This is a genomic window from Shewanella sp. 10N.286.52.B9, assembly GCF_002873635.1.
GTDB lineage: Bacteria > Pseudomonadota > Gammaproteobacteria > Enterobacterales > Shewanellaceae > Shewanella.
Map to the genome: position 1 here is coordinate 1 of NZ_MCTY01000025.1, position 26,443 is coordinate 26,443.

Below are 26,443 nucleotides of genomic sequence, written 5' to 3' on the forward strand. Positions count from 1 at the left end.
TACTTCTAAGGCACTGATTGAAGGTAGTGCAATCAACTGTTTAAAAGCATCTTTTAATTCTGGTAGTGAGTTCATAAGGGCCTTTTATAAATATTTAATTAAATAATCATTCATAATTATTGCATAAGTAATGTTTTGTGTTAGTCTAGCAAACAGCTAAGGAATTCACCATAACTTGATAAATATTTAAGAACTATAGATATGTATGTAATTGCGATTCAATTCACTGTAACAGATCCCAAAGTAAACTATTCTCGACGATAGTTTTAATCTCGAGCACCCTGCTCATATTTCAAATAAAAATTAATAGTTTACTGACTTAAAGATGACAACATAATGAAAAAAATCGCAATAATTGGTGCTAGTGGTTATACCGGAGCACAAATCACCGCTCTTATTGATGCGCAAGCGTCACTATCGATCCAAGGCTTATATGTTTCTGAAAACAGCCTAGATAAAGGCCGGTTATTAGCAGATCTATACCCGAGTTATCAACACATTCAAATTCCTCTGTCACCGTTATCGGCTGATGCTAAACAAGCCATCGTTGATCAAGCTGACGCTGTTGTATTAGCAACAGAGCATTCAGTTAGTTTGGAATTGGCCGCATTCTTTTATAACCAAGGTTTAGCTGTATTTGATTTAAGTGGCGCATATCGGTTTGCTGATACCGCTCAATATCCTAAATGGTATGGTTTTGAACATACTCAAGCAGCAGTGCTTGCTGATGCGGTTTACGGCCTAGCAGAATGGAACGCGCAAGCCATTGCTAATAGCAAAATGATTGCTGTGCCAGGTTGCTATCCAACTGCATCACTCACAGCGCTAAAACCATTAAAACCATTGTTAACTGATGCTTACCCTGTAATTAACGCAGTCAGTGGTGTGACCGGTGCAGGCAGAAAAGCCCAATTGCATACCAGTTTTTGTGAAGTCAGCTTAACCCCCTATGGTGTATTAGGGCATAGACATCAACCAGAAATCGCCACCCAGCTGGGTCAAGAAGTTATCTTTACCCCGCATTTAGGTAATTTTAAGCGTGGAATTTTAGCCACCATTACTGTGCAACTTAAAGCGGGTACTACAGAAGCTGACATTGCTAAAGCTTATGGCGTATATGATGACTCGCCACTGGTGAGCGTAAAGCATAACCAATTTCCTAAAGTCGATGATGTGGTGCTAACACCCAATTGTATCGTGGGCTGGAAGTTTGACCCGCAAAGCAATTACCTAGTGGTCGCTAGCGCCATTGATAATTTAATGAAAGGCGCTGCAAGCCAAGGTCTGCAGTGCATTAATATTCACTTCGGTCTATAACAGGAGCCTTGATTATGTCTAATACCAACCCTGTTATCGTACTTAAAGTGGGTGGCGCGCTGTTGCAATCAGAGCCTGGCATGGCAGAGTTGATGTCAGTAGTTGCTGAAATGATGCAGCAAGGGCAGAAAGTGATTTTTGTTCACGGCGGTGGTTGCTTGGTCGATGAACAGCTCGAAGCTAATGGCAAGCAAACGATTAAGCTTGAGGGGCTGCGTGTTACCCCTGCTGATCAGATCCCGATTGTTGTTGGCGCTTTGGCAGGCACATCGAATAAAATTTTACAGGCCGCGGCAATTAAAGCTGGCATCGTCAGTGTGGGCATGAGCTTGGCTGATGGCAATATCGTCAATGCCAAAATTAAACATGAAAAGTTAGGTTTGGTGGGGGAAGTATCACCGAATGATCCGAGTTATTTAACTTATTTATTGTCGCAAAACTGGTTACCTATTTGCAGTTCAATCGCGATTTCACCAGCGGGCGATATGCTGAATGTCAATGCCGATCAAGCCGCTACCGCATTAGCTAAACTCGTTGCCGGTCAGCTGGTGTTATTGTCAGACGTACCCGGTGTACTTGATGCTAAAGGTGAGTTAATTGCCCAATTAGATCAACAACAAATTAGCTCGCTTGTGGAGCAAGGTGTGATTGAAAAAGGCATGAAAGTAAAAGTTGAAGCGGCATTAGAGGTCGCTCAATGGATGGGCAAAGCCGTACAGGTCGCCTCATGGAAACAACCCCAACAATTAATAGCATTAACTAACGGACAATCCGTTGGCACTCAAATTCAGCCTTAGGAGCAAAGCTAATGGAACACTTATTATCACTTAAAGACTTGTCGCAAACCCAGCTATTAGACTTACTGGCTTTGGCGAAAAAAATTAAAGCAAACCCAGCTGATTATAATCAAGCGCTGGCAGGCAAAAGTGTGGTGATGTTATTTGAAAAGCCATCACTGCGTACTCGAGTAAGTTTTGATATCGGTATTAACAAGCTAGGTGGTCATTCAGTTTATCTTGATCAACAAAATGGTGCATTAGGCAAACGTGAGCCAGTATCTGATTTTGCGACTAACATTTCGTGCTGGGCAGATGCGATTGTAGCAAGAACTTTTTCGCATACAACTATTGCAGGTCTTGCTGAACATGCGTCAGTTCCGGTGATTAATGCGCTATGTAATTTGTACCACCCTTGCCAAGGCTTAGCAGACTTTTTGACCTTATCAGAGAATTTTGATGATGTAAGTAAAGTGAAATTAGCTTACCTAGGTGATGGTAACAATGTGACACACTCTTTGATGTATGGCGCTGCTATCTTAGGTGCGACCATGACTGTAGTTTGCCCGCCAGGCCACTTCCCTGACGGCAATATTGTCTGTGAAGTACAAGCTTTGGCTGCCAAGCATGGTGGCAAGCTTATCTTGACCTCGGATGTGAGTGAAATGGGCCCGCAAGATGCCATATACACAGATACGTGGATCTCAATGGGCGACAATACTTCAATGGCAGAAATTGAAGCGAAATTTAAGCCTTATCAAGTTAATAGTGAATTAATGAATAAGGTAGGTGCCAATTACTTTATGCATTGTTTGCCAGCTTACCGTGAAGTTGAAGCAACAGCAGAAGTAGTGGATGGTGAAGGTTCACTTATCCTCCAGCAAGCAGAAAACAGAATGCATGCACAAAACGCCGTATTGGTTACTTTGTTAGGTTAATAAATCATATTTTCATCAGCTGGCGTTAGCGAGCTTTTATAAAACAAATTTACGTTAGGAATTACCATGTCAATTGCAGCACAACCAAATATTAAAAAAGTCGTATTAGCTTACTCGGGTGGATTAGACACCTCAGCGATTATCCCATGGCTAAAAGAAACCTATGATAATTGTGAAATTGTCGCCTTTTGTGCTGATGTTGGTCAAGGTGCAGAAGAACTTGAAGGTTTATATGAAAAAGCCATCGCATCAGGTGCTTCAGAGTGTTATATCGTCGATTTAAAAGAAGAGCTGGTGGCTGATTATATTTATCCGACTATTGCCACAGGTGCTATCTATGAAGGTACGTACTTACTGGGTACCTCAATGGCGCGTCCAATTATTGCTAAGGCGCAAGTAGAAGTCGCCCGTAAAGTTGGCGCTGATGCGGTATGTCATGGTTGTACCGGTAAAGGTAATGACCAAGTACGTTTCGAGGGTTGTTTTGCCGCACTTGCACCAGAGTTAACCGTTATTGCGCCTTGGCGTGAATGGTCAATGGTCAGCCGTGAAGATTTGCTTGATTACCTTGCTGAAAGAAACATCGAAACTACAGCATCAGCGACTAAGATTTATAGCCGTGATGCCAACGCATGGCATATCTCTCACGAAGGCGGTGAGTTAGAAGATCCGTGGAATGAGCCAAGCAAAGAAGTATGGACCATGACAGTGGCACCAGAAGATGCCCCAAATACCCCTGAGTATGTTGGGCTAACCATCGGCAATGGTCGTGTTACTCATGTTGATGATGTTGCGCTATCTCCATATGACGCACTAATGAAGCTAAATGAATTAGCTGCAGCACACGGTGTTGGTCGTATCGACATTACCGAAAACCGTTTAGTGGGCATGAAGTCTCGTGGCTGTTATGAAACCCCTGGTGGAACAGTGATGTTTGCAGGCCTACGCGCAATCGAAGAGCTAGTGCTCGATAAAACAAGCCGTGAGTGGCGTGAGCAAGTCGGCGCACAAATGGCTCATCTTGTATATGATGGACGTTGGTTTACGCCATTGTGTAATTCATTGATTGCCGCGTCAGAATCTTTAGCTGAATTAGTTAACGGCGAAGTGGTCGTCAAACTTTATAAAGGCCAAGCAAGTGTGGTGAAAAAGCGCTCTCCAAACAGCTTATATTCAGAAGAGTTCGCGACCTTTGGTGACGACAATGTTTATGACCAAAAAGATGCAGCAGGCTTTATCCGCCTTTACTCTTTATCAAGCCGTATTAGAGCATTAAATACCAAGTAATTTCCTGTTATTTAAGATTGATACGGGGCTCATATAGCCCCGTTTTTATAGAATAAGTTAAAAGAGGGTATCGACATGGCGTTATGGGGCGGAAGATTCAGTCAAGAAAGCAGTGCATTATTTAAATTATTTAATGACTCATTACCAGTAGATTATCGTTTAATTGAAGAAGATATTATTGGCTCAATTGCATGGGCTTCAGCAATCACTTCAGTGGGCATTTTAACCCAAGCAGAATGTGAGCAATTGCATGGTGCGCTAAATGAGCTACTTAGCGAAGTTGCTGACAAACCAGAATTGATTATTGCTTCTGGCGCAGAAGATATTCACAGTTTTGTGGAGCAGTCTTTAATTGCCAAAGTAGGCGACCTAGGTAAAAAGCTGCATACAGGGCGTTCGCGTAATGACCAAGTAGCCACAGATTTAAAACTATGGTGTAAAAAAGAAGGTCAGCACTCACTTACATTACTGAAAAAGCTCTCTGCTGAACTTGTTAAGCTTGCTGAGCGTGAAATTGATGCTGTGATGCCTGGCTATACCCATCTGCAAAGAGCTCAGCCAGTCTTATTTGGCCATTGGTGTTTAGCTTACGTAGAAATGTTTGAACGTGACATTAGCCGTTTAGAAGATGCACTAAAGCGTGCTGATACTTGTCCATTAGGCACTGGCGCCCTTGCGGGAACAGCTTATCCAATGGACAGGCATCAAATTGCACAATCATTAGGCTTTGCTGCGCCAACCTTAAATAGCTTAGATTCAGTGTCAGATCGTGATCATGTTGTTGAGTTATGTAGCGACGCTTCAATAAGCATGATGCATTTAAGCCGTATGGCTGAAGATTTAATTTTCTTTAACAGTGGTGAAGCAGGTTTTATTGAGCTTGATGACGAAGTGACATCTGGTTCATCTTTAATGCCACAAAAGAAAAACCCTGACGCCTTAGAGTTAATTCGAGGCAAAACGGGCCGTGTCTATGGCAGCTTAATGGGTATTCTTACTACCATGAAAGCATTGCCACTGGCTTATAACAAAGATATGCAAGAAGACAAAGAAGGCTTATTTGATGTCATGGATAGCTGGTCTATTTGTCTTGAAATGGCAGCATTAGTATTAAGTGGCTTGCAAGTTAACCGTGAAAGAACTTTAGTAGCAGCTCAGCAAGGTTATGCTAATTCTACCGAGCTTGCAGATTATCTGGTCGCTAAAGGTATGCCATTTAGAGAAGCGCACCATGTTGTTGGTGAGGTGGTCGTGGCTGCCATTGCCAAACAAACTCCATTAGAAGATTTTGTTATTTCAGAGCTACAGCAATTTAGTCCAATTATCAGTGATGATGTTTATGAGTGCTTAACGATTGAGTCATGCTTAGCAAAACGTGAAGCTTTAGGCGGTACCTCGTTAGCGCAAGTAAAATATGCATTAGCGCAGAAACAAGCTAATAGCTAAACAATATGTAAGCCTTATTAGTTTATATTTGTTTCTTTTAGGCTTAAATGAAAAGTCCGCAGTGATTAATCATTGCGGACTTTTTAATGCATTAACACCAGACTAATTTTTAAAAATAACTGCTGGTGGATTTATTTACTGAAATAAATCATCTGCCGGATTCTCTATAAACAGATCATCTTCGATAACTTCTTCTGTGGCATATTCAGTCGGCTCAGTGCCTTCGATAAAATATTCAAATGAAGTGGTGTAATCTGTTTTACGGGTTAATTTGCCACTAGCTAAGTCAATACGCGCCGAAATAATCCCTTTAGGTGGAATGCTCGCAACTTCTTCGGTACCAGTGAGCGCTTGGTTCATAAAATCATTCCAACCAGGCCCTGCTGTTTTTGCCCCAGCTTCAGCCCCTGATATTTGATTTTCAGGACCATCGGCAACCCAGCTGGTTCTGCCTAGTTTACGGCTGTGATCGTCAAAACCAACCCAGAATGTCGAGGTGAGAGTGGGGTTAAAGCCACTAAACCAAGTATCGCGGGATTCATTGGTGGTACCGGTTTTACCTGCAATGTCACGACGCTTTATCAAGCGTGATGCTCGCCAAGCGGTACCATTCCAGCCTGTGCCTTTACTCCAATTGCCGCCACCCCAGATTACACTTTTGAGGGCTTCAGTAATTAAGAAGGCGGTTTGCTCAGAAATGATCCTAGGAGCGTAGCGCGCGTTTTCATCTCCACAAGCAGCAATACCAGTATCACTAATATTAGAACTAGTCTCAGCACTAGCAAGTGTATTGTCTAAGCTGTTTTCAGTTTCAACTGGCGCTTGCTGTGAGCTAACAAACTCATTAGCCATTGCTGCAAAAGGGTCATCAATGCTGTTGGTTGTCTTATTAGTCGCATCATCAACCTCATTGACATCTGGGGTGCAGGCCAGTGCAGGCGACGCTTTTTCAATGACATTGTCATATGAGTCAGTAACCTTACTAATATAATAAGGTTCAACTAAATAGCCGCCATTAGTAAAGACATTAAAGGCGGTGGCGACTTGCAGTGGTGTTACTGAAGGGGACCCTAAAGCGACAGATTCATTTCGTGGTAAATCAGCAGGGTCAAATCCAAAGTCAACTAAGGTATCTATGGTGTTATCTAAGCCAATATGACGCATGGTACGAACGGACATTACGTTGATAGACTGAGCTAAGCCAATGCGTAAACGTGTTGGACCGCCATAAATGTCAGGTGAATTTTTTGGTCGCCATGCCGTACCTTGACGAGTATCAGGCTTATTAATCGGCGCATTATTGATTAATGTTGCAAGGGTGTAGTCTTTTTCAAGCGCGGCAGCATAAATAAACGGTTTGATATTAGAGCCTAATTGACGCTTGGCCTGGGTAACACGGTTATACTGGCTTTGACTAAAGCTAAAACCGCCCACCAAAGTGCGAATAGCGCCATCGCTTGGTTCTAATGAAACCGTTGCACTTGAAACCTGTGGAATTTGAGATAATTGCCAAAACTCGCCATTATCTCTAATCCATACCTTTTCACCGACAGTTAAAATATCCGCTGCTGTTTTAGGTGGCTTACCTTGACGGCGATCGTTAATAAATTTGCGAGCCCATTTCAGGCCATTCCACTGGATGACAACTTCTTCACCTTTAGTATTCAGTAAAGTTGCTTGTTGCTCACTAACCGACATGACAGCTGCTGGAATAATACCTTGTACTGCAGAGGTCGTTTTAAGGTTTTCTATAATGTCGCTGGTGGCCAGAGGTGTATCTGTCCACAAGGTGCTAATTGCTCCACGGTAGCCATGACGCTGATCATAAGCAAACACATTATCGCGTAGGGCGCTTTGAGCTTTTAATTGCAGATCTGAAGAAATGGTAGTGTAAACGTTATAACCATTAGTATAGGCGTCTTCTTCACCATACTTATTTACCATATAATCACGTGCCATTTCAGAAACGTAAGGTGCATATAGATCTATTTCTGCGCCATGATATTTCGCGGTTATAGGGGCATTTATGGCTTCTTGGTATTGTGTCTCGGTGATATTGCGTTTTTCCAACATGCGGCCTAAAACCCAGTTACGGCGTGTCATGGCTCGATTCGGATTACGAATTGGATTAGCTGCAGAAGGCGCTTGGGGTAAGCCGGCAATCATGGCCATTTCTGGCAGAGAAAGTTGGGCTAAATCTTTGCCATAATACACTTGAGCTGCAGCGCCGACACCATAGGCACGGTTACCTAAAAATGAGCGGTTTAAATATAATGTGAGGATTTCTTCTTTAGATAATGCTTTTTCAATTTTTAGCGCAAGAAAAATTTCTTTCGTTTTACGAATATAGGTTTTTTCACGGGATAAGAAAAAGCCTCGAGCCACTTGCTGAGTAATGGTGCTGGCGCCTTGGCTTTTTTTGCCTGTAGTAACCAAAATAACGGCTGCGCGAATAATACCAATAGGATCGATACCCTGGTGTTCAAAGAAACGTGCATCCTCGGTATCTAATACCGCATTAATTAATTGCTGAGGCACATCTTCATATTCAACCGGTACTCGTCGTTTTTCACCAAATTGAGAAATTAATAAACCATCTTGACTATAAATTCTTAAAGGTGTCTGTAGTTTGACCGTTTTAAGCGAGTTTACATCCGGTAATTCTGGTAAAACGTAGAAATAAGCAGCGACAATGGTGCCGACGCCCAATAAAGTTAAGCTAAAAATAGCAATAAGTATTCGTTTAAACCACTTCACCAAAATAATCCAAAGTTCGACAATATGGCTTCTAGTATATAAGCGGGAGGGTTTTTGGTGAAGTAAAAACATGAAAACAAAAAAAAACTAGTTGTAAAATGTAGAAACATTTTATACAAATACTTATAACGAGTTGATTTTGTGCTAATCTATTTTAAAATATAAAATAATAAATGCGATGATGGAATATGCTTTCTAAATTTTGGAAGCGTCAAGCTCCGCAAATGGTGGGGATCGATATTGGATCCCATGAAATAAAGGCCATATTGCTGGGTAAGACTGCTGATGGATATAAAATTCAAAATTATATATCAGCTCCTTTACGAAAAGGAGCTGTAGTTGATCATGAAATTCGTGATTCTGAAGCTGTTATTGAATCATTAAGGCACATAAAGCGTGGACTACCGAAAGGTATTAAATCTGCCGCAGTGTCTGTTTCTGGTTCTGCTGTGATGACAAAAGTGATTTACATGGACGCTTCATTAAATGAAGAAGAAATGGAAGCGCAAATTGAAATTGAAGCAGATAATCTTATCCCTTATTCACTTGATGAAGTGAGTATCGACTTTGAAACTCTTAATCCCAACACTACCGACCCAACAAAGGTAGATGTGTTATTAAGTGCTTGCCGTACTGACAACATTGATTCAAGAATGGATTCACTTGATGCAATTGAGCTTGATACCAAAGTGGTTGACGTTGAAGCTTATGCTTTAGGGCGTTCAGCAGAACTTATTCTGGCTCAACTTCCTGAAGGGGCCAATGAAAAATCTGTTGTGCTAGTGGATGTTGGCGCCAATATGACGACATTTGCGGTTGTAGAAAATGGCGAAACGACATTTATTCGTGAGCAAGCATTTGGCGGTGAGTTATTTACCCAATCAATTCTATCGTTTTACGGTATGTCTTACGATGAAGCTGAAAATGCTAAAGTCACAGGTGATTTACCACGCAATTATATGTTTGAGGTGTTATCTCCATTTCAAACCCAATTATTACAACAAATAAAACGTACCTTACAAATTTACTGCACTGCCAACGGCAAAGATAAAGTTGACTATATTGTCTTAAGTGGTGGCACTGCAAAACTTGAAGGTATGACAACGTTATTGGCTAATGACTTAGGGGTGCATTCAATTGTTGCTAACCCTTTTCAAGGTTGTTTACATGCTGATGATGATATTAAAAACCAAATAGAACCTAGTATCAGTAAATATATGGTTGCATGTGGTTTAGCGCTTAGGAGTTACGCTCAATGGCGAACATAAACTTACTACCTTGGCGTGAAGAGGCCAGAGAAAAACACAAACGAGACTTTATTGGCATATTAGCGTTAGTGTTTTTAATGACCTGTTTAATTGTATTTCTGGCATTGAGTTTTATTGAAGTCGTTATCGACGATCAACGTGCTAGAAATTCATACTTACAGTCTGAAATATCATTATTAGACTCGCAAATTGCCGAAATTAGAAAAATTAAAGCGCGTAAAGATGATATTGAACGTCGCACTAAAATTATTCTAGACCTGCAGCAATCTCGTAATTTGCCAACACATGTATTAGATGAACTAGTTAGAATTGTGCCGCCAGGAATTTATCTTTCCAGTATTGAAAAGAAAGGTAGCTTGTTGTGGATTGAAGGTCGCAGTGAATCTAATAATAACGTCGCGAATATGATGAGAAAAGTTAAAACATCTCAATACCTCAATGATCCAAGCATGCAGTCAATTGTTAGTCATAATGAAAACTTACGACAATTGCAAAAGTTTAGATTAAGAGTGACTATTTTTGATGACCAAATCAGTACTGGCTCAAGCCAAGGAGGTCAGCAATGAATCTTGACTTAGAGCAGTTTAATGATATTGATTTTGAAAATATTGGCGCTTGGCCTGCATTAGTTAAAATTGTATTTGCTGCTTTTTTATCTATCTGTGTACTTGGCGCCAGTTATTATTTATTTATTTCCGATGCGATAGATGTCCTTAATGCTGAAGAAAGAAAAGAAATAACCCTAAAAGAAGACTTTCAAACTAAATATCGTTTGGCGGCAAACTTAAAACTGTATCGTGAGCAACTTGTGGTAATGGAAGCTCAGTTTGCAGAACTTTTAAAAATGTTACCATCTGAAAATGAAATGCCAGGTTTACTGGATGACACCACATTCGTAGCAACAGATGCTGGACTGCGAATTAATAGCTTAGATTGGGATACTGAAATTGAGCGTGATTTCTACTTAGAATTCCCGATAAAAATGTCAGTTGTAGGTGATTATCATAAATTAGGCAGCATGGTAAGCGGTGTCGCAAAATTGCCGCGGATTGTCAGCTTGCATGACTTTGTCATTAAGCGTGATGATTCAGGTAGTCTATCGATGGATATTTTAGCTAAAACCTATCGATTTAAAGAAGGTGCGAAAGTACCTGCGAATAAGAAGGGGAAGAAATAATGAAACTCTTACCCTTATTACTCATCATGCTATTGCTAACAGGTTGTATTGGTGACAGAAGTGATTTGGAGTTGTTTGTAACAACGACTAAATCCCAGCATGTTGCTCGCATTCCTCCGTTAAAAGAAACACCTAAGTTTGAGCATTTTGCCTATCAAGCAGAGCTTATGCGAAGTCCTTTTGTTCCACCTTCTCGAGAGCTCACAGAGGAAGTGATTGACACAAGTAGAGATTGTTTACAGCCAGATTTGAAACGTCGTAAAGGGCGCTTAGAAACGTATGCTATAGATAATTTAAAAATGCGCGGTACGTTAAGTGAAGATGGCACAGTTTGGGCCTTAGTTGAATCATCAGATACCAATGTTTATCGCTTAGGTGTCGGTGAGTATCTTGGACTTTACCATGGCAAAATAGCTGAAGTCACACCGCAATACATTGAAATTATAGAATTAATTCCTGATGGTTCAGGTTGCTGGGCTGAAAGAGCAAGCAACTTAGAACTTTCTGGCAAATAATGCGAAGGATGAGGGAATAATGAAATCTTCTGCCTCGATGCAAAAATCGACCACAAAAATATCACTGTTCAGAACCGTACTCGGTGCTGTGTTGTTGCTTGGTGCATTACCAAGCGCGTTAGCTGCGAATAAATTAGTGGATGTAAAGTATCATTCTATTGTTGATCACCAATTAGAATTAGAATTGGTGTTCGAATCTGACATTGTTCAGCCTGAAGTTGATTTGAAGGCGTCACCTGCTCAAATTCTATTAAGTTTTGACGATAGTATTTCAAGCCTCGATAAAGACGATATTACTATCGATAGAGTTGGGGTTGAGAGTTTAAAAACCTCTCAACAAAATGGCGCACTGAACATCGTTGTAGATTTAGCTGAGGTAAAACCTTATCAAGGCAAAGTGGTAGGTAATACTTACCGTTTAACGGTTAACGATACTGTATCTGGGCCTGATAGCGCTGATAACCCATTTGTAAATGGCATTGATACTATTGATTTTCGCCGCAATAAAAATGGTGGTGGCGATTTATTAATTCATTTAGATAATCGCTCTGTTGCTGCCAACGTAGCTCAGGTTGGCTCTAAATTAGAAGTGAAATTGTATAACACAGATATTAAAAGCGAGCTTTTATATGTGATGGATGTACAAGACTTTAATACACCAGTCACGAGCTTTGAGACCTTTAAAGAAGACTTAACTGCCCGTTTGATGGTCGATGTTGATGGCAACTATGATTACACATACAAGCAAGACGGTAATGTGTTCAAAGTGAGTATTAATAAAGTAGAACGTGCCATCGTTGCTAAGGATGACAAAAAATATAATGGCCGTTCTTTGTCGCTTAACTTCCAGAATATTTCTGTAAGAACAGTACTGCAAATTATTGCTGATTATAATGATTTCAATTTGGTCACCAGTGATACCGTAGAAGGCAATATCACTCTACGTTTAGATGATGTGCCTTGGGATCAAGCGCTAGATTTAATTCTCCAAACCAAAGGGTTGGATAAGCGTATTGAAGGCAATATCTTAATGGTTGCCCCAAGTGAAGAGCTGGCTATTCGAGAAAGGCAAGATTTGGCTAACAAGCAAGAAGTCAAAGAGTTAGCGCCGCTTTATTCTGAATATATTCAGGTAAACTATGCAAAAGCGGTCGATATTGCCGAGTTGATGAAAAGTGCTGATTCAAGCTTATTGTCAAATCGCGGTAGCGTTGCGGTTGATGAACGTACCAATACTTTATTAGTCAAAGATACCGCAGATACTTTAGAAACTATTCATCGTTTAGTTGAAGTACTGGATATCCCGATTAAGCAGGTATTAATTGAAGCCAGAATGGTGACGGTTAAGGATAACGTCTCTGAAGATTTAGGCATTCGTTGGGGAATTACTGATCAACAAGGTGAAAGGGGTACCTCTGGGTCACTAGAAGGCGCTAATGATATTGTTGCTGGGGTTATTCCTGCACTAAGTGACCGCTTAAATGTGAACTTGCCCTCTTCGGCCTCTAATGCTGCCAGTATTGCATTTAGTGTGGCGAAAATGGCTGATGGAACCGTACTTGATTTAGAGCTAAGCGCGTTAGAGCAAGAAAATAAAGGCGAAATTATTGCGAGTCCACGTATTACCACTTCAAACCAAAAAGCGGCCTATATCGAACAAGGTGTAGAGATCCCTTATGTGGAGTCTGCCTCAAGTGGTGCCACAACTGTGTCATTTAAAAAAGCAGTGTTGTCATTACGAGTAACCCCGCAAATTACCCCAGATGACCGTGTCATTCTTGATTTAGAAATTACTCAAGATACCCGTGGTGAAGTTGTTTCAACTGGTACGGGTGAAGCGGTTTCTATTGATACTCAGCGAATTGGTACTCAGGTGCTTGTTGATAATGGTGAAACCATTGTATTAGGCGGTATTTACCAGCAGAACTTAATCAGTCGAGTTAGTAAGGTGCCAGTATTAGGTGACATTCCTCTGGTTGGTTTCTTATTCAGAAACACATCAGATACAAATGAACGTCAAGAGTTATTGATATTCGTGACACCGAAAATCGTGACTGAAAAACTGTAAAGATAAAAAATATTAATGCCAGCTTAATTGCTGGCATTTTTTTGCCTTAAAATAATTAATTGCTTGATTATATTAAGGTCATTAAACATACCATCATTTTTTAAACTCGCTGAATCTAGGGTTAAATTATTTATTTTTAATAAACTCACTATAAATCGCTCACATCACTTGCAACAACTGGTGCATAACTGAGATAATCCTCCGTCAAGTCTCATTAGAGCAAGGTTAAATAATAGGTCGGCTTGAGTTTAAGTCGATAAGGCATACTTTTCATATAAGATTCAGACGTATATACAATGGCTGAAAAACGCAATATTTTTCTGGTAGGCCCTATGGGCGCAGGTAAAAGCACAATTGGTCGTCACTTAGCCCAACTGCTGCATTTAGATTTCCACGACTCAGATCACGAGATTGAGCAACGCACAGGTGCAGATATTGCATGGGTGTTTGACGTTGAAGGCGAAGAAGGTTTTCGTCGACGTGAAGCTCAAGTCATCGCCGACCTTTCGGAAAAGCAGGGCATTGTCCTAGCTACTGGCGGCGGATCTGTACAAAGCAAAGACATTCGTAATCATCTGTCGGCTCGCGGTATCGTTGTATACCTTGAGACAACAATTGATAAGCAAGTGGCTCGTACTCAACGTGATAAACGTCGACCTTTACTTCAGGTAGATGATCCACGTGAAGTGCTTGAAGATCTTGCTGACGTTCGTAATCCTTTGTATGAAGAGATTGCAGACGTAATAGTTAAGACTGATGAACAAAGCGCGAAGATTGTCGCAAATCAAATTATTGAGCAACTCGGTTTTTAGGTAGGTTTATGCAACAAGTTCAGGTTGAATTAGGTGTAAGAAGTTATCCCATTTATATTGGCCAGAATTTATTGCAACAAAACGCTTATCTCACCGATTACCTTTCCGGTAAAAAAGCACTTATTGTCACTAACGACACCATTGCTCCGCTGTACTTGAAACAAGCGCAGCAAGCTATGGCATCTTGTAGTGATATAGGTGTGGTTGTATTGCCGGATGGTGAACAATATAAAGATTTAACTCACTTAAATTTAATTTTTTCTGCACTGTTAGAAAATAATTATGCCCGTGATTGTGTAATTGTAGCACTAGGTGGCGGTGTCGTTGGTGACATGGCCGGCTTTGCTGCATCTTGCTATCAGCGGGGAGTTGAGTTTATTCAAATTCCAACCACCTTATTATCTCAAGTGGACTCTTCTGTTGGTGGTAAAACCGCAGTAAATCATCCGCTTGGTAAAAATATGATTGGGGCTTTTTATCAGCCACAACTGGTATTAATTGACACCGATTGTTTATCGACATTACCTGCAAAAGAGTTTGCTGCAGGAATGGCAGAAGTCATTAAATATGGCGTTATCTGGGATAGCGATTTTTTTAGCTGGTTAGAGCAAAATGTTGCTCCATTAAAAGCATTAAATACCGAAGCATTAAGCTACGCGATTGCTAAATGCTGCCAGATAAAAGCTGATGTCGTTACCCAAGATGAAACAGAGCGTGGTGTACGGGCACTGCTAAATTTAGGCCATACATTTGGTCATGCTATCGAAGCTGAAATGGGCTACGGTGTATGGTTACATGGTGAAGCTGTTGCTACCGGAACCATTATGGCGGCGGTAACATCGCAAAAGTTAGGTCTAATCGAGCAAAAAGATGTCGATAGAATTATTCGTTTGATGTTGGCGTTTGATTTACCGATAAGCTCTCCTGATTCAATGAACTTTGCTGACTTTATTAAGCATATGCAGCGAGATAAAAAAGTTCTCGCGGGTCAAATTCGATTGGTTTTACCCACCTCAATAGGCTCTGCTGATGTATTCTCTGATGTTGAAGAGTCTTTATTAGCTGACGTCATTAGCCAAGTTTAAGCTTTTTTGTCTAATGGTGGAGCTGTGGACATTCAACAAACGCTTTTATTACCTTCCCAAGAAGCTTTAGTTCAGCGGCTACAACATATTGCCAGCTATAGTGAGCAGCTAGTATTAGTCTGCGGCGCTAAAGGTTCAGGTAAAACCACCTTAGTTACAGCATTGGCGAGCGAGCTTGATAACTATAACTCTGCGTTGGTTATCTGCCCAATGCACGCTGATAGCGCTGAAATTCGGCGTAAAATACTGATCCAACTGATTTCATCACCAATTTTTGATGATACCTTACCGCTATCAGATACCTTAATTCGCATCCAATCTAGCTTAACAAAACCGCTGCATATCATTATTGATGATGCACATTTGCTGCCTAAAGAATTATGGGCAGAATGTATAGTGCTGACTCAAATCCGTTGTGCGGATAAACCGGTATCACTGACTTTTACGGTCACCACTGAATCATTTGCAGAGTTTAATGAATTAACTAAAACCATGAAGGATTTATTGCTTCATGTCGAGGTAGAGCCATTATCCTTAGCTGAACGTGAAGGCCTATATCGCACTTTATTAGTTAGAAGCAATAAAACGCCATTTATACCTCGCGAAATCATTCAATCACAAATTGAAAAACAAATGGGTACTCCTACCGAAGTGATTGAGTTACTTAAGCTTGCGCTTGAGGATAAGGTTGAAGAGCCAAAACGCTGGCCAAAATATTTTCCCTTAGGGGTGATCAGCTTGCTGCTGTGCTTAACCTTAGCGATTGTCGTTTTTTTTTATAATGAACCCGCAGCAGAATCTATTGAAGCAAACCAAGTTAACTTTATGGCTTACCAAGCGCCAGAATCTCCAGCGCAATGGGCAAACCATCATTATGGCCAAAGCTTATTATTGCCTTGGCTTCAATTACATTTGCCATCTCAGCAATCTTTAATAGCGGCTAATGAGCCAAGCGATCTTGTTTTACAGCTGCTTACTGAGCAGCAAATATTAACCAGCACTACAAAAAGTGGCGCAGTTGAAATCGAAGCAGCAAACACTCAACAGGATTACCAGAGCGTTCATACTGTGGCTGTTGAATTAGTGGCTGGTGAATTAATAGCAGCTGAGTTAGTGGTAAATGAAGATATTGATACCGCTGAAGTTGATGAGACATTGGTCATTATTGAAACAGATAAGCTACAGCTTACTGACAACAGTGCAGCGCTGAGCAATACTGACGATATTGCCACAGCCAATGAAGCGTTAGCCGAGCTGCAATATCGAGCGGGTTACACATTACAACTGGCGAGCGTTATCGAACCCAAATCACTTAACAGTATCTTGTTAAAATTAGATAATGAAACAGCTGTAATTCGTGCTAATTATAATAAACGTCATGTTGTCTTATTTGGGCAGTTTAATAACGCCAGCCAAGCACAAGATAAAGCGCTTAAATTACAAACCGAACTCGGTTTAAGTGCCCCTTGGGTTCGAAAATTCAGCGATCTTCAAGGTTATCAACTTAGTTCAAATTAATTAGTTAAAGCCCTTAAATCAGCAATGATTATTCTCAATAAAAAGAGTACAATCATCTGCTTTAATTTTGCTAGTAAATGGTATTCATGACTAAAAAGCATAGAGCCTTTCTTAAATGGGCGGGTGGAAAATTTAAACTCGTTGATGAGCTAGCAAAACATTTACCTCAAGGTGAAAGGCTAGTTGAGCCTTTTGTCGGTGCAGGATCAGTGTTTCTCAATACTGACTACGACTCATATCTGCTATGCGATATTAATCATGATCTAATTAATCTCTATAATATTGTTAAAAGTCAGCCTGAGAAATACATTGCAGCAGCAAAGGCCATGTTTGTTCCAGAGATGAACGTGAAAGAGCAGTATTACCGAGTGCGTGAAGAGTTTAACCAAACTCAAGATCCGTTTTTACGCTCCGTTTATTTCTTATATATGAATCGTCATGGTTTTAATGGTTTATGCCGTTATAACCGTAAAGGCGGCTTTAATGTCCCGTTTGGTTCTTACAAAAAACCTTATTTTCCTGAAAAAGAACTGCGTTATTTTTCTGAAAAAGCTCAAAAAGCGATTTTTGAGTGTGTGGGTTACGAGCAAGCATTTGATATGTCAAAAGCAGGTGATGTCATTTATTGTGATCCTCCTTATGCTCCGCTATCAACTACAGCAAGTTTTACGACCTATGCCGGCCCAGGTTTTAGTCTTGACGACCAAGCGCTATTAGCGAGAAAGTCTCGCCACACTGCACTTGCGCGTGATATCCCGGTACTGATCAGTAATCATGATATTCCACTGACTCGAGAGCTATATCGCGGCGCAAAAATGGCCTCGATAGACGTACAGCGCAATATTAGTCAAAAGGGTAATTCACGTAAGAAAGTAGCTGAAGTGATGGCGTTATATGATCATCATTATCAAGAAGTTATTGATTAAATCTTGAGTTAAGCAAAGGCTTAGCTGATAAATAGTGGCTTAGCTCAGTACCTGCTTAACAATCAATATTAGCGATAAAACCATCAGCACTGCCAGTGCAATGCCCATAAAGATGAAGGGTAAGGGTGATCGACTTTGCTTAAAATCACGTTGGCGATTATCTTCCGTTTGCACCCCAAAAAATGCGGCGATAGTACTGGTAAATACCTGCCAAATAGACATTAAAGTGCGTTAGGGTTATTCGTTGGCATATCACTTATTGGTCTATTGTGGTCATTACTATGCAGTAACTCCAATAAATCTAAAAAGTGAAACTGACTTGAGCGGCTATTGCCTGTTACCCAACTTCCCCAACTGACATTATCTGAATCAACTGCACAGCGGTTAGTCGGATGGCTACTGGGTAAACTCGCGTTATAGGCAACATTGTCAGAGCAATCACATTGCTGAGCTTGCAAGGCGGGCTCGCTTTCTGACATGAAAAAGTAGGCAACAAGCATTAATGCGCTAGTCGAAAATAAGCTAACAGCAGGTTTTAATGTTACTTTACCTGTTTGCTTAGTACTCATTTTTAGCTGACGGCACATCATAAGGGCTATCCTTGTCTTATACTTTCAGAAATTATTCAAAAGGGATTAATCATCTATCTACATTGGCACATACGCTGCCTAGCAGAAGATTGTTCACAATACACAGTGACATGTGTCGCATTATAGCAAGTTTGTTTAGATATTGAACAGTCATCATGTGTGATCTAGATCAACTTAATATCGACATAGCACTAAAATTTACATTTCTTGCTGTTGAAAAAGTTTTATTAGCGATTGAGACTAGAGCGATTTCTCTGCAAAGGGTAAAATACTGTCACTTATAACCGCCTCGAGAAGACTATGCGTCCATTTTTGATTGCCCCATCTATTTTATCTGCCGATTTCGCCCGTTTAGGTGATGATGTTAAAGCCGTTTTAGATGCCGGTGCTGACGTTGTTCATTTCGATGTTATGGATAATCATTATGTGCCTAATTTAACCATTGGCCCTATGGTATGCAAAGCGTTGCGGGACTACGGCATTACTGCTGATATTGATGTACATTTAATGGTTAAGCCTGTTGATAGTCTAATTCCTGATTTTGCTAAAGCAGGCGCATCAATTATAACTTTCCACCCAGAAGCCACAGAACATCTTGATCGCAGCCTACAGCTGATTAAAGAATCAGGCTGTAAGGCAGGCTTAGTGTTTAATCCTGGTACACCATTACATTACCTTGACCATGTGATGGACAAATTGGATGTGATTTTATTAATGTCAGTAAACCCAGGTTTTGGTGGCCAGTCATTTATCCCATCGACACTGGCTAAGCTTAAGCAAGTGCGTGACATTATTGATGCCAGCGGTTATGACATCCGTTTAGAAGTCGACGGTGGGGTAAAAGTAGATAATATTGCTGAAATCGCCGCTGCAGGCGCCGATATGTTTGTCGCAGGCTCTGCTATTTTCAATCAACCTGATTACAAAGTAGTTGTTGATCAAATGCGTGATGAACTAGCAAAAGTTGAAGGCTAATTATGACAGTATTTTCTAATATTAAAGCCATCGCTTTTGATTTAGATGGAACACTTATTGATAGCGTTCCTGATTTAGCTGCGGCAACTAATGCAACACTAACAGAGTTATCATTACCTAACGCACAAGAAGCGCAAGTTAGAAGCTGGGTTGGCAATGGTGCCAATATGTTAATGCGCCGCGCTTTAATGTTTGCTCAACCACAAGTGACTGATACGCAGGCTATTGACGCTCAATTAGAGCAAGTTATGCCAAGGTTTATGCACCACTATGGGCTTCATTTAGAAAAACACAGTAGCTTGTACCCTAACGTGTTAAGCACCTTGAAGCAGATAAAAGCTGCTGGCTATAACATGGCAATTGTGACTAACAAACCGTACAAATTTACCACACCGTTACTTGAGTCTTTTGGTATAAGTGCGTTTTTTGATCTTGTACTTGGTGGCGACTCGTTAGAAAAAATGAAACCCGACCCATTGCCATTAACGCATATTTTGCAGCAATGGCAACTTGAGCCAGCACAACTGCTTATGGTAGGTGACTCAAAGAATGACATACTCGCTGCGAAATCTGCCGGTCTAAGCTCAATTGGCTTGACCTATGGCTACAACTACGGTGAAGATATCGCCCTGAGCAGCCCAACGGCAGTATGTGAACAATTTAATGAAATTTTAGCGCTACTGAATTTATCCGCTGAAATGAATGCAACATCAATGGAGCAATAAACGAATGACTGCAAAACCTATCGTGTTTAGTGGTGCTCAACCATCAGGTGAGCTGAGTATTGGTAACTACATGGGCGCACTTCGTCAATGGGTTAACATGCAAGATAGCCACGACTGTATTTATTGCGTAGTTGATTTACATGCAATTACTGTAAGACAAGACCCTGCGAAACTACGTGAAGCCTGTTTAGATACCTTAGCTATTTACCTTGCATGCGGTATCGACCCTGAAAAAAGCACGGTATTTTTACAATCTCAAGTTCCGCAGCATACACAGCTGAGCTGGGCGTTAAACTGTTACACCCAAATGGGTGAGCTAAGCCGTATGACCCAGTTTAAAGATAAGTCGCAAAAGCATGCAAACAACATCAATGTTGGCTTGTTTGATTACCCTGTATTAATGGCTGCAGATATCTTGCTATATCAAGCTAACGAAGTACCTGTTGGTCAAGATCAAAAGCAGCACTTAGAGCTAACCCGTGATATCGCGACGCGCTTTAATAATGCCTATGGTGATACGTTTGTCGTGCCAGAGCCGTTTATTCCGCCAACGGGCGCAAAAGTCATGTCACTGCAAGAGCCGACTAAGAAAATGTCTAAGTCGGATGAAAACCGTAACAACGTTATTGGTTTACTTGATGATCCTAAAGCGATTATGAAGAAAGTGAAAAAAGCCATGACCGATAGCCAAGAGCCACCAGTGGTGCGTTTTGACGTTGAAGAAAAACCAGGCGTTTCAAACTTATTAAGCCTGATGTCAGGTTGTAATGGTCAGTCAATCGAGTCAATTGAAAAAGACTTTGAAGGCAAAATGTACGGTCACTTAAAAGTCGCTACCGGTGAAGCAGTTGTCGCTATGCTTGAGCCGCTGCAAGAGCGCTACCGTGAGATTAGAGCCGATGAAGATTATCTTAATGCCGTATTTAAAACCGGTGCTGAAAAGGCACAAGCTCGTGCAGAAGTGACGATCAAAAAGGTCTACGAGAAAATCGGTATGATTGTGTAGTATCTGTTTTTTTAAGACAAAAAAAGCCAGCATCAAGCTGGCTTTTTGTGAGCTGCCAATAAAGGCTAATGGTTTGAAATCGCCGTGGCTGAATACTCAGGATTACTATTTTGTGTCATGTTTGGATGGGTATGGTTTGGGGAATGGTTAGATGGGCTCGGTTGGCTGGGAGCTGGGTTGATTGTGCTGCCGACAACACTCGTTTCAATATGTGGAAAAGTCTTGATAGCCAAGCGTAAAGTATTGGCTAATAGGTTGGTCGAAACGCAATAATAGAAGGTTACTCATTAGCAACAGCCAATAAAAATAGTCTATACAAACTCTTTTTATTGGCAGTCTAATGATGAGTTATTGAGCTAGTCATCTTTATCGACGTACTCAAATACTTTGATTACCTTACGTACACCAGAAGTATTGCGGGCGATATCAACCGCAATATCCGCTTGTTCGCGATCGATTAACCCCAGTAAAAATACCTCGCCGTTTTCCGTGATCACTTTAACTCGGGTCACATCCAAAGACTTCTCATTTAGCATCCGCGTTTTAACCTTGGTTGTTACCCAAGTGTCGTTGCTGCGAGTGGTAAATGAGGTAGGGTTACCAATGCGAATTTGATTATGTAATTTGCCGCCAATTTCCAGCTCTTGTACCGTTTTAATGGCTTTATCCCGCAACATTGAGTTAGGAGATTGACCAATCATCAATACATTACTGTTTAACACCACACCGGTAATATTGGTCTGGTTATGAATATCTTCATGCTTAGACAGTGCGCTGGTAATTTCAAAGTCGGCATTGGTATCACTGATTTGTGTCGACATACTACGCTCATCATTGACCATTTTGGCCCCGCCAACAGCACCAACCATCACCACGCCAGCGCAGCCTTGAAGAAGGAAAAGTATTGCTATGACAAGAGCCGTTTTTATCATGCTTGCTCGTCCTGTGGGAACAGAGTGCGGTCAATATTGTCACATAAGCAGTGAATTGCTAATAAGTGAACTTCTTGAATACGCGCAGTGACATTGGATGGAACTCGTACTTCAACATCGCCAGCGCTCATCAAGCCCGCCATAGCGCCGCCGTCTTTACCGGTTAATGCCACAATAGTCATGTCACGGCTTAATGCAGCTTCCATGGCTTTAATGATGTTACCTGAGTTACCGCTGGTCGAAATTGCTAATAAAATATCACCTGGTTGACCCAGTGCCATGATTTGCTTTGAGTAAATTTCGTCATAGCTGTAATCGTTAGCAATAGCTGTAATGGTTGAAGTGTCACAACTTAACGCGATAGCAGGTAGCGGTGGACGCTCAATTTCATAGCGGTTTAATAACTCAGCTGAGAAATGCTGCGCGTCACCTGCACTGCCACCATTACCACAGGCTAGGATCTTGTTACCACTTAAAAGACATTGCACCATCATTTCAGCCGCTTTCTCAATCGACTCTGGTAATGCTTCAGCAGCATCAATCTTGGTTTGAATTGACTCTGTAAAGCTATCTTTAATACGTTCTAACATGGGTTAAATCCTTACAAGGTAAAGTGTTGCTAGCATGCTTTATTTCTTCAATTGAGCAGCATTATAGCTAAAAATGGCTGTTTAAAAACACCCCTGAAGCCATTGAATGTCGGTTGTGTTAATGGCAACCATATCAAAACGGCATGGGGCATTGATTTTATGGGTTTGTATATACTGTTGGGCTGCTTTTCTGATGCGAGAAATCTGTGCTGCAGACAGGGCGGTGAGTGCGCCGCCAAATTGGGTTGATGAGCGAAATTTTACTTCAACAAAGACCCAAGTTTGTTGGTCGCGCATGATTAAATCAATTTCACCAAAGCGGTAACGCTGATTTTGAGCCACAAACTTAAGGCCTTGCTGTTCAAGGTAAGTGCGCGCGGTTAATTCAGCCTGTTGGCCTTGACCCACAGTTGACGACATCATAATGGGCGCAGCTGGCCTCGTTGGTATTTACCCCAACTGAGTTTACGCTCAATGACGCCATTTTCATCCACCGATAATGCGCCACTACGGCCATTGAACTGGTAGCCAGGAAAGGCGCGCATTTGCGCTAAACGATTGACTAAATCAAGGGCGTCATAACCCATGATGTATAAACGCTTCTGGCTGTTATTCCAATTGCTCCAGAGTTTTTTGACCATGGTGGTTTCAGTATTCGTGCCCATTAACCAAGGGATATCACTGATCATCAGGTTGTTAAGCTCTTGAGCCGATTGAGTCGAGCTGCCACTTAAACGGCTGCGGCTGGTGGTATACAGGGCAACCGGATCGGCAAACACACTAAAATTGACGTCTAAAAAGGGCTTTAATAGCACTAAATCTTTTGCGGCTGAGATCATGTAAATAGCATCAATATCACGACGTGAGCGAAAATCAGCTTCAATATTGTTGCCAATCAGCTCTTTTATTCTAGCAATTCGCGCTTGGCTGTCTTTAACACCTAAGGCTTCTTGTACTGTTAGCTTCATCTGATCGCCGCGATCATAAAAGTGGACTTCAGCATTGTCTTCAGTGAGCTCAAGCCACTTTTTATTAAAGCTTTCTGCCATACGTTTACCCGTTGAGTCATTACTGACTAACAATAACGGTAGCGTGATGCCATCTTCATACAGTTTTTGCGCGGCATCACTGGCTTCTTGTGCTGGCGATAACGAAAAGTAAAACTGATCATTTTTTGGGGTAAAGCTGTCGGTTTGATTTAAATACAGCTGCGGCACAGTGAGTAAGCCTTGCTCATTGAGGGCTTGCAGCTCTTCAACTGCTGAAGGCAATAGCGGCCCAATCACAAATTCAGCACCTGCAGCAATAGCAGCTTGATAGGCCTGCTCAACCCCAAGGTTGGTGTCAAAAAAATTAAGCTCCACATTGTCTTCAATTGCGGCCATATAGCTGGCTAACAGACCTTGTCTAATAGGCTCAGCAACATCAGCGCGGCTGCCCGTAAGCGGTAATAGCACCGCAATATTTTGCGGTTTAAACGGCTTGGCATTTAAGGCTTGCTCTAAATCAGAAGGTAGCTTGCTCGCACCTGGGTGATTAGGATTGGTTTGTTGCCATTCGCCTAAGTAGCGAACTAGCTGTGATGGGTCAACCGCATAATGTTTGGCAATATAGGCTAACTGTAACCAGCCTGAAAAAGTGGGATTGCTGTTGTCACTCATAAAGCTTTTAATGGTTTCTTCATGCAGTGGCTGTAGCGTACGCCAAATAGTGTCATTCACTTCAAAGGCTTGCTGCTGCGGAAGATATAAACTGAGTAAACTTAATTGTCTAAGCTCATCAATAGGCTGCTTAGTTTGATTAAATAAGCGGGCTTTATATTGATGATAAGTGACTCTTTGCCACTGGGGTAATTTCCATTGGCTAGGATAGCGTAAAATTGCTAATGCATCGGCATCTGAGCTGGTGTTTTCAGCCACCCGCGCAGAAAGGTAAATATACTCAGCCTGAATGCTTGAATCACTTTGCAAATCAGCTTTCATCGAGGTCAAAAGCTTGTTTGCGGCAACAAAATTGCCATCATTGATATAAGCATGTGCGGCAAGTAGCAAATAGCGGTCGCGAATTTGCGGCTGTTTAGCATTGCCTGCTGCAGATAAATAAACATTAGCCGTTTGTTCAACGGATGCCATTGAGCTATCAATAGCCTGTTTATTTTCAGTAGGTTGAGTCGCACAACCAAATAACACGGCTGATAAAATGGCGGCGAAAACAAATTTAGTTGTATTCAGTCTTTTTAACACAGGGCTTCACTCTGGTAAGATGCTGACTCTAGTTTAACCTGCTCTTTCACTTGGCGAAAGTCTTGATGATAGTCAATACAGAGGTAGTTATGGACCTATCGGTCGCACTTTATATCGTTCCCACTCCTATAGGCAATTTAGGAGACATCAGCAGCCGTGCAATCGAGGTGCTTAATAACGTTAAACTTATTGCCTGTGAAGACACGCGTCATAGTGGTAAATTGCTCAGTCATTTTGGCATTGAAACCCGTAAGACGGCGTTGCATGATCATAATGAACGTGACAGAGCCCAGTGGATTATTCAAAAGCTGAGTAATGGTGAAGCTGTGGCACTTATTTCTGATGCGGGCACGCCGCTCATTTCAGATCCTGGCTACCACTTGGTCAAACAGGTGCGTGAAGCAGGTTACAATGTTATTCCGTTGCCGGGCCCTTGCGCAGCAATTACCGCCTTAAGTGCATCAGGATTACCTTCAGATCGTTTTTCATTTGAAGGCTTTTTACCTTCAAAAGAAAAAGGCCGTTTAGACAAATTATCAGCACTTAAAGAAGACTCAAGAACCTTAATCTTCTATGAATCACCACATCGCATAGTGCACAGTTTAGAGTCAATTGTGGCGGCATTAGGCGAAGACCGTGAAATTGTCATGGCCCGTGAAGTGACTAAAACCTTTGAGACCTTTTTATCTGGCGCAGCAGGCGCTGTACTGCAGCAAGTTAAAGATGACTTAAATCAGCAAAAAGGCGAAATCGTATTAATGATCCATGGTCACCGCAGTGACAGTGATTCAGAAATACCCACAGTGGTGATCAATACTTTAAAATTGCTATGTAAAGAACTGCCACTTAAAAAAGCCTCGGCATTGGCTGGCGAAATCTACGGCCTTAAAAAGAATGCGCTTTACAAATACGGTTTAGAAATCGGTCTATAGAGAATAGGTTGAGCTGAGTAGTTAGCTCAACCTGTTTACCTCAGCTTCATATGGTTTGCCATAAAGCCATATTTTAGTTGGTGTGTTGCAGTGGCTTAGGCTATAATCCGCGCCGAGTTGGCCAGACAGTTGCTGCGTTCGCAAGAACGGGGAGGAAAGTCCGGGCTTCAAAGAGCAGGATACCAGGTAACGCCTGGGCGGTGTAAACCGACGACAAGTGCAGCAGAGAGGAGACCGCCAACTTCGGTTGGTAAGGGTGAAAGGGTGCGGTAAGAGCGCACCGTGCGGCTAGTAATAGTTCGTAGCAAGGTAAACTCTATCCGAAGCAAGACCAAATAGGGTCCCGTATGGCGCTGCTCGCGTTGGGACCGGGTAGGTCGCTTGAGCCTGTGAGCGATTGCAGGCCTAGATGAATAACTGTCCAAGACAGGACCCGGCTTATCGGCCAGCTCAACCATTCTATTAGAAGGCCTCACAGCAATGTGAGGCCTTTTATGTTTCTGCCTGTGCGACAAACTGTGCGACTGATTCATTAAGCCACAATAACAAAGTGGGTCACA

25 protein-coding genes, 1 other RNA gene and 1 pseudogene are annotated in these 26,443 nt (G+C 41.6%); 20 read left to right on the forward strand and 7 right to left on the reverse strand.

Annotated features, from left to right (window positions below):
* Nucleotides 1-336: 336 nt before the first annotated feature.
* From argC to argH, 5 genes are all read left to right on the forward strand, one after another.
* A complete protein-coding gene (gene argC / locus BCU91_RS02250; protein ID WP_102519748.1) occupies nt 337-1,317 on the forward strand; it encodes an N-acetyl-gamma-glutamyl-phosphate reductase in 981 nt (326 codons plus the stop codon).
* Nucleotides 1,318-1,331: 14 nt separating this feature from the next.
* Nucleotides 1,332-2,114 (forward strand): acetylglutamate kinase, encoded by a 783-nt coding sequence (gene argB / locus BCU91_RS02255; protein ID WP_102440346.1) that lies wholly within the window; start codon nt 1,332-1,334, stop codon nt 2,112-2,114.
* An 11-nt stretch (nt 2,115-2,125) separates the two neighbouring features.
* Nucleotides 2,126-3,031, forward strand: a complete 906-nt coding sequence (locus BCU91_RS02260) for an ornithine carbamoyltransferase (protein WP_102530808.1) — start codon at nt 2,126-2,128, stop codon at nt 3,029-3,031.
* Nucleotides 3,032-3,097: 66 nt separating this feature from the next.
* Complete coding sequence (locus tag BCU91_RS02265) at nt 3,098-4,318, forward strand: argininosuccinate synthase (protein WP_102530809.1); 1,221 nt, start codon at nt 3,098-3,100, stop codon at nt 4,316-4,318.
* A gap of 75 nt (nt 4,319-4,393) precedes the next feature.
* Nucleotides 4,394-5,764 (forward strand): argininosuccinate lyase, encoded by a 1,371-nt coding sequence (gene argH, locus BCU91_RS02270; protein ID WP_102440344.1) that lies wholly within the window; start codon nt 4,394-4,396, stop codon nt 5,762-5,764.
* A 135-nt stretch (nt 5,765-5,899) separates the two neighbouring features.
* Here argH and BCU91_RS02275 read toward each other — a convergent pair whose 3' ends face one another.
* A complete protein-coding gene (locus BCU91_RS02275) occupies nt 5,900-8,521 on the reverse strand; it encodes a PBP1A family penicillin-binding protein (RefSeq protein ID WP_198590418.1) in 2,622 nt (873 codons plus the stop codon).
* A 188-nt stretch (nt 8,522-8,709) separates the two neighbouring features.
* On the opposite strand from BCU91_RS02275, the gene BCU91_RS02280 reads away from it, so the two are divergent.
* From BCU91_RS02280 to BCU91_RS02320, 9 genes are all read left to right on the forward strand, one after another.
* Nucleotides 8,710-9,789 carry a pilus assembly protein PilM gene (locus BCU91_RS02280; RefSeq protein ID WP_102440342.1) on the forward strand — a complete coding sequence of 360 codons (1,080 nt, stop codon included), beginning with the start codon at nt 8,710-8,712 and terminating at the stop codon, nt 9,787-9,789.
* Complete coding sequence (locus BCU91_RS02285) at nt 9,777-10,355, forward strand: PilN domain-containing protein (protein ID WP_102440341.1); 579 nt, start codon at nt 9,777-9,779, stop codon at nt 10,353-10,355. Before BCU91_RS02280 ends, BCU91_RS02285 begins: the two co-directional genes overlap by 13 nt.
* Nucleotides 10,352-10,966 (forward strand): type 4a pilus biogenesis protein PilO, encoded by a 615-nt coding sequence (locus BCU91_RS02290; protein WP_076541990.1) that lies wholly within the window; start codon nt 10,352-10,354, stop codon nt 10,964-10,966. Before BCU91_RS02285 ends, BCU91_RS02290 begins: the two co-directional genes overlap by 4 nt.
* The gene (locus BCU91_RS02295; protein ID WP_102440340.1) at nt 10,966-11,481 is read left to right on the forward strand and encodes a pilus assembly protein PilP; all 516 of its coding nucleotides are present in this window, start codon (nt 10,966-10,968) and stop codon (nt 11,479-11,481) included. Before BCU91_RS02290 ends, BCU91_RS02295 begins: the two co-directional genes overlap by 1 nt.
* A gap of 19 nt (nt 11,482-11,500) precedes the next feature.
* Complete coding sequence (locus tag BCU91_RS02300; protein ID WP_102440339.1) at nt 11,501-13,549, forward strand: type IV pilus secretin PilQ family protein; 2,049 nt, start codon at nt 11,501-11,503, stop codon at nt 13,547-13,549.
* A gap of 296 nt (nt 13,550-13,845) precedes the next feature.
* Nucleotides 13,846-14,361 carry a shikimate kinase AroK gene (gene aroK, locus BCU91_RS02305; protein WP_076541984.1) on the forward strand — a complete coding sequence of 172 codons (516 nt, stop codon included), beginning with the start codon at nt 13,846-13,848 and terminating at the stop codon, nt 14,359-14,361.
* Between the two features lie 8 nt (nt 14,362-14,369).
* Nucleotides 14,370-15,446 carry a 3-dehydroquinate synthase gene (gene aroB / locus BCU91_RS02310; protein ID WP_102440338.1) on the forward strand — a complete coding sequence of 359 codons (1,077 nt, stop codon included), beginning with the start codon at nt 14,370-14,372 and terminating at the stop codon, nt 15,444-15,446.
* A gap of 24 nt (nt 15,447-15,470) precedes the next feature.
* Entirely contained in the window at nt 15,471-16,964 is a 1,494-nt protein-coding gene (locus tag BCU91_RS02315; protein WP_102530811.1) for an ATP-binding protein, read from the forward strand.
* A gap of 86 nt (nt 16,965-17,050) precedes the next feature.
* The gene (locus BCU91_RS02320) at nt 17,051-17,890 is read left to right on the forward strand and encodes a Dam family site-specific DNA-(adenine-N6)-methyltransferase (RefSeq protein ID WP_102530812.1); all 840 of its coding nucleotides are present in this window, start codon (nt 17,051-17,053) and stop codon (nt 17,888-17,890) included.
* A gap of 39 nt (nt 17,891-17,929) precedes the next feature.
* On the opposite strand, the gene BCU91_RS02325 is transcribed toward BCU91_RS02320, so the two are convergent.
* Together BCU91_RS02325 and BCU91_RS02330 are read right to left on the reverse strand one after the other, a co-directional pair.
* Nucleotides 17,930-18,112 carry a DUF2970 domain-containing protein gene (locus tag BCU91_RS02325; RefSeq protein WP_076541979.1) on the reverse strand — a complete coding sequence of 61 codons (183 nt, stop codon included), beginning with the start codon at nt 18,110-18,112 and terminating at the stop codon, nt 17,930-17,932.
* Nucleotides 18,112-18,480, reverse strand: coding sequence for a hypothetical protein (locus BCU91_RS02330; protein ID WP_102440336.1), 369 nt, complete (start codon nt 18,478-18,480; stop codon nt 18,112-18,114). Before BCU91_RS02330 ends, BCU91_RS02325 begins: the two co-directional genes overlap by 1 nt.
* Before the next feature lie 300 nt (nt 18,481-18,780).
* Between BCU91_RS02330 and rpe the strand changes: the two genes are divergently transcribed.
* From rpe to BCU91_RS20485, 4 genes and pseudogenes are all read left to right on the forward strand, one after another.
* A complete protein-coding gene (gene rpe / locus BCU91_RS02335; RefSeq protein ID WP_102440335.1) occupies nt 18,781-19,455 on the forward strand; it encodes a ribulose-phosphate 3-epimerase in 675 nt (224 codons plus the stop codon).
* Nucleotides 19,456-19,457: 2 nt separating this feature from the next.
* Entirely contained in the window at nt 19,458-20,180 is a 723-nt protein-coding gene (locus BCU91_RS02340; protein WP_102440334.1) for a phosphoglycolate phosphatase, read from the forward strand.
* Nucleotides 20,181-20,184: 4 nt separating this feature from the next.
* Nucleotides 20,185-21,186 (forward strand): tryptophan--tRNA ligase, encoded by a 1,002-nt coding sequence (gene trpS / locus BCU91_RS02345; protein WP_102530813.1) that lies wholly within the window; start codon nt 20,185-20,187, stop codon nt 21,184-21,186.
* Between the two features lie 75 nt (nt 21,187-21,261).
* Nucleotides 21,262-21,459: pseudogene (locus BCU91_RS20485) on the forward strand (EamA/RhaT family transporter); the annotation flags it as partial.
* 83 nt (nt 21,460-21,542) lie between these two features.
* Here BCU91_RS20485 and BCU91_RS02355 read toward each other — a convergent pair.
* The 4 genes from BCU91_RS02355 to BCU91_RS02370 form a co-directional block, all read right to left on the reverse strand.
* A complete protein-coding gene (locus BCU91_RS02355; RefSeq protein ID WP_102440332.1) occupies nt 21,543-22,118 on the reverse strand; it encodes a BON domain-containing protein in 576 nt (191 codons plus the stop codon).
* Nucleotides 22,115-22,708: a phosphoheptose isomerase gene (locus BCU91_RS02360; protein ID WP_076541969.1), complete on the reverse strand. Its 594-nt coding sequence runs from the start codon at nt 22,706-22,708 to the stop codon at nt 22,115-22,117. The genes BCU91_RS02355 and BCU91_RS02360 overlap by 4 nt, the downstream gene beginning before the upstream one ends.
* 81 nt (nt 22,709-22,789) lie before the next feature.
* Nucleotides 22,790-23,116: a YraN family protein gene (locus tag BCU91_RS02365; protein WP_102440355.1), complete on the reverse strand. Its 327-nt coding sequence runs from the start codon at nt 23,114-23,116 to the stop codon at nt 22,790-22,792.
* Nucleotides 23,117-23,127: 11 nt separating this feature from the next.
* Complete coding sequence (locus BCU91_RS02370; protein WP_102530814.1) at nt 23,128-24,951, reverse strand: penicillin-binding protein activator; 1,824 nt, start codon at nt 24,949-24,951, stop codon at nt 23,128-23,130.
* A gap of 89 nt (nt 24,952-25,040) precedes the next feature.
* Between BCU91_RS02370 and rsmI the strand changes: the two genes are divergently transcribed.
* A complete protein-coding gene (gene rsmI, locus BCU91_RS02375; RefSeq protein ID WP_102440330.1) occupies nt 25,041-25,883 on the forward strand; it encodes a 16S rRNA (cytidine(1402)-2'-O)-methyltransferase in 843 nt (280 codons plus the stop codon).
* Nucleotides 25,884-25,996: 113 nt separating this feature from the next.
* Nucleotides 25,997-26,340, forward strand: an RNA gene (gene rnpB, locus BCU91_RS02380) — RNase P RNA component class A.
* The last annotated feature ends 103 nt before the right edge of the window (nt 26,341-26,443 follow it).